Here is a 4,071-nt window from a genome sequence, read left to right as displayed (position 1 = left end):
TGTAGGCGAAGGCCCAGAACAGGTTCCCCTTGATGGTGCCCAACGTCTTGCGCGCCAACCGAATGGCGTCCGCCGCCACGCGCAGGTCGCCGCGCACGAGGGTCAGGTCGCTCGCCTCGATCGCCACGTCGGTGCCGGTTCCCACGGCCAGGCCCAGGTCTGCCGCGGCCAACGCGGGCGCGTCGTTCACGCCGTCGCCGACCATCGCCACGACCTGGCCCTTCGCCTGGAGCGCGCGCACCGCGGCGACCTTCTCCCCTGGTAGCACGTCCGCCACGACCTCGTCGATCCCCACCTCGGCGGCGACCGCGGCGGCCACCGACGCGTTGTCACCGGTCAGCAGCACCGGGTGCAGGCCCAGCTCGCGCAGCGACCGGATCGCCTGCGCGGACGTGGGTTTCACGACGTCCGAGACGACGACGAGACCGACGACCTCGTCGTCGAAGGAAACCGCGACAACGGTTCGCGCGGCGTGCGGTGCGGCGGCCTCGGACAATTCCGCGGGAACGGTGACTCCGCTCGTGCGGCCGACGGCGACTCGCCGTCCCTCGACGATCCCGCTGACACCGATGCCGTCCGTGGAAACGAACTGGGAAACCGGGAGCACTTCTTCGACTTCGCGCACGATCGCGGCGGCGACGGGGTGTTCCGACGCGTTTTCCACGGCCGCCGCGAAACGCAGCACCTCGTCGCGCGACACGCCCTCGGCGGGAATCACGTCGACCAGCGTCAGCCGGCCCGTGGTGACCGTGCCGGTCTTGTCCAGCACGACGGTGTCCACGCGGCGCGTCGACTCCAGCACCTCCGGGCCCTTCACGAGGATCCCGAGCTGGGCGCCGCGGCCGGTGCCGACGAGCAGTGCCGTCGGGGTGGCGAGGCCCAGTGCGCACGGGCACGCGATCACGAGCACCGCGACCGCCGTCGTCACCGCGAACTCGAGCGGGCGGCCCGCGAGCAGCCACCCGCCGAACGCCAGCAGCGCGATCACCACGACCACGGGGACGAACACGGCCGAGACCCGGTCGGCCAGCCGCTGCACCTCCGCCTTGCCCGCCTGCGCCTGCTCGACCATGCGGGCCATCCGCGCGAGCTGGGTGTCCGCGCCGACGCTGAGCGCCTCGACGACCAGCCGCCCGCCCGCGTTGACCGTCCCGCCGACCACGGAGTCGCCCGTGCCGACCTCGACCGGGACGGACTCGCCGGTGATCATCGAGCTGTCCACGGCCGAGCTGCCCTCGACCACTACGCCGTCCGTGGCGATCCGCTCACCCGGACGGACCACGAACCGTTCGCCGGCCCGGAGCTGACCGATCGGGACGCGGGTCTCCGCGCCCTCGCGCAGCACCGCCACGTCCTTGGCGCCCAATGCGAACAGCGACCGCATCGCCGCACCCGCGCTGCGCTTCGACCTCGCCTCCAGCCACCGCCCGAGCAGCAGGAACACGGTCACGCCGACCGCGACCTCCAGGTAGATGTCGCCGGAGGTGGTGGGGCGCGGCAGCAGGCTGAACTCGTGGCGCATGCCGATGACTCCGGCCTCGCCGAGCACCAACGCGTAGAGCGACCACAGGTACGAGACCGTGACGCCCATCGACACGAGGGTGTCCATCGTGCTGGCGCCGTGCCGTGCGTTGACTACGGCGGCCCGGTGGAACGGCCAGCCGCACACCCACACGACCACGCTCGTGAGCGCCAGCGCGATCCACTGCCAGACCGGGAACTGCCACGCCGGGACCATCGACACCACGATCACCGGCACCCCGAGCGCCGCGGCCAGCCCGAACCTCAGCCCCAGCTCACCGGACTCGTCCGGGGTCTCCGGCTTCGGTTCCTCCGCGTCGTACCCGGCCGCGCGCACGGTCGACACCAGGTCGTCCACGCGCAGGCTGTCCGGGAACTGAACGCTGGCCTTCTCCGTCGCGTAGTTCACGGTGGCGGAGACGCCGTCGAGCCGGTTCAGCTTGCGCTCCACGCGCCTCGCACAGGAGGCGCAGGTCATGCCGCTGATCGCGAGCTCGACGTGGCGGGGCTCGGTCGTGGTCATCAGGCGACCTGGTACCCGGCCTCGGTGACGGCGGCGACGACCTCGGACCGGTCGAGCTCGCGGTCGCTCGTCACGGTGACCGCGCCGGTCTCCAGGACGACGTCGACACCGGTGACCCCGGCGACCTCGGTCAGCTCCTCGGTGACGGAGCTGACGCAGTGGCCGCAGGTCATGCCGGTGACGGTGTAGGTGGCGGTGACGGACATCGGAGCCTTCTCTCTATCCACGGAACTCCGAGTCTATACCCCCCTGGGGTAAGCGATCTACTCAGGACTCCCGGGTTTGGGCTGGTCCAGGTTCTGGATGTTCTTCTCGATCTGGTCGACCAGGTCGTCGAGGCCCGCGAGCATCTCGTCGAGCTGGGCCATCCGGGACCCGAAGGCGGACTCGATGTCGGCGTCGATCGTGTTCACGTCGATGCCGCTGATCGCCTTGAAGATCGCCTCCTGGTCCACTGAAGGAGGTGGCTGGGGCGGGTTTTGGTCCTCGGGTTCGGGGGAAGGCTCCGGCGTGGGTTCAGTCATCGGTCCATCATCCCTTGGCCGGTTCTCCACGAGGCACGGACTGCACCAGTACGGAAAGTAACGCTGGGTGGTGGTGGAATCACTCTGCGGGGGGCTGCGGCTGTTGTCCCAGGTCGCTTAGCCTCGCGGCCACACCTCAAGTCGGGGAGGGTGCTTTGAGCGGGTCACTGGAAGTGCGGAAGTTCCTGTTCACGCAGGACGAGAGCATGTCGCGACAGGGCGGGCCGACGGTGCCGGCCCAGCGCAGCGGAGAACCCTCGCGGATCTCCGACGACCAGGTCCACCGGGCCAGGCTCGCGGTCGCGCGGAGCGCGCTGGGCACCGAGGACTGCCGGATGCTGCTCGACATGCTGGGACTGTCACCGGGTGAGGACGGCTCGACGCCGCCCGTGCAGCGGTGAGCTGATGCGAACGAGGAAGCGGCCCTGACGCGAGACGCGCACCCCCCGGAGCGCGTCTCCCGAGACAGGGCCGCATCCCGAAACATACCCACGGGTCTCTTTCGCGGCAACGGCTAACCTGCACCCATGCCCCAGCAGGACCGGGCCCACGCGACGCGGGAGGCGATCCTGCAGGCGGCGGCGGAGGAGTTCGACCGCCTCGGTTACGACCGCACGTCGCTGACCGCCGTGCTCGCGCGCGCAGGTTTGACGAAGGGCGCCTTCTACTTCCACTTCGCCTCCAAGGAAGCGGTCGCCTCCGCGCTCATCGAGCGCCAGGGCGAACTGTGGTCCGAGGTGCGCGAGTCGTGGCGCGCCCGCGGCATCGACCCGTTGAGCGCGTTGCACGGCATGTTCGTGGAATCCGCCGACCGGATGGCGGCCGACGTCGTGCTGCGCGCGGGCGTGCGGCTGAACGCCGACCGCGAGATCGGGTATCCGGGCGTCCCGAGCACGCACGTCATGTGGGAGAAGCTCATCGGCACCTACCTGGCGGAGGCGGGCGAGCGCGGGCACCTGCTCCCCGGCGTCGACCCGGAGGCGGTCGCGCGGACGCTGTGCAGCGCCGCTCTCGGCGCGCGACTCATCTCCTCGGCGACGACGTCCTGCGGCGACTTCCCCGACCGCATCCGCGAGGTTCTCGGGCACGTTCTGCCGTGCGTCGCGGCGGCCGGCTGGAAGTTGTCTGGATCACACAAAGAGCCGGAACGGCCCGTCGGGCCGTGAACAGGCATTTGTTGATCTGGCCGATCCCGTCCGGAAGCGGGTTTGAGCAGGTCAACGCAGAAGTGGGACCCCCGTTTTGGAGGTGCGCGGACCTATGGCATATGCTTACGATGCTTCCAGAGACCAGCTAGTCCCCATCATCTAGCGGCCTAGGATCCCGCCCTTTCAAGGCGGTCGCGCGGGTTCGAATCCCGTTGGGGGCACGCAGTAAAAAGCAGTAGATGCAGTACGGTAAGGTAGCAAGAGCAAGGCCCAGTGGCGCAGTTGGTTAGCGCGTCGCCCTGTCACGGCGAAGGTCGCGGGTTCGAGTCCCGTCTGGGTCGCTTCATCTTGTACT

General features: G+C 69.7%; 5 protein-coding genes and 2 tRNA genes. 4 read left to right on the top strand and 3 right to left on the bottom strand.

Features of this window, described 5'->3' with window-relative positions:
* The 3 genes from ACFWGZ_RS40060 to ACFWGZ_RS40050 all read right to left on the bottom strand — a co-directional run.
* Positions 1-2,044 (bottom strand): heavy metal translocating P-type ATPase (locus tag ACFWGZ_RS40060; protein ID WP_382456813.1); only part of this gene is annotated, 2,044 nt, incomplete at its 3' end.
* A complete protein-coding gene (locus ACFWGZ_RS40055; RefSeq protein WP_382456812.1) occupies positions 2,044-2,250 on the bottom strand; it encodes a heavy-metal-associated domain-containing protein in 207 nt (68 codons plus the stop codon). The genes ACFWGZ_RS40060 and ACFWGZ_RS40055, both read right to left, overlap by 1 nt.
* Positions 2,251-2,307: 57 nt before the next feature.
* Entirely contained in the window at positions 2,308-2,568 is a 261-nt protein-coding gene (locus ACFWGZ_RS40050) for a hypothetical protein (RefSeq protein ID WP_382456811.1), read from the bottom strand.
* 155 nt (positions 2,569-2,723) lie between these two features.
* On the opposite strand from ACFWGZ_RS40050, the gene ACFWGZ_RS40045 reads away from it, so the two are divergent.
* From ACFWGZ_RS40045 to ACFWGZ_RS40030, 4 genes are all read left to right on the top strand, one after another.
* The gene (locus ACFWGZ_RS40045; RefSeq protein WP_382456810.1) at positions 2,724-2,969 is read left to right on the top strand and encodes a hypothetical protein; all 246 of its coding nucleotides are present in this window, start codon (positions 2,724-2,726) and stop codon (positions 2,967-2,969) included.
* Between the two features lie 126 nt (positions 2,970-3,095).
* The gene (locus tag ACFWGZ_RS40040; protein ID WP_382456809.1) at positions 3,096-3,734 is read left to right on the top strand and encodes a ScbR family autoregulator-binding transcription factor; all 639 of its coding nucleotides are present in this window, start codon (positions 3,096-3,098) and stop codon (positions 3,732-3,734) included.
* 130 nt (positions 3,735-3,864) lie between these two features.
* Positions 3,865-3,937 (top strand) — tRNA-Glu (locus tag ACFWGZ_RS40035).
* A 46-nt stretch (positions 3,938-3,983) separates the two neighbouring features.
* Positions 3,984-4,057, top strand: a tRNA-Asp gene (locus ACFWGZ_RS40030).
* Positions 4,058-4,071: the final 14 nt, after the last annotated feature.

The sequence above is a fragment of the Lentzea sp. NPDC060358 genome, assembly GCF_042725365.1.
Lineage (GTDB): Bacteria > Actinomycetota > Actinomycetes > Mycobacteriales > Pseudonocardiaceae > Lentzea.
Note: the sequence above shows the minus strand (reverse complement) of the source record. Positions and strands in the feature narration are given on the sequence as shown.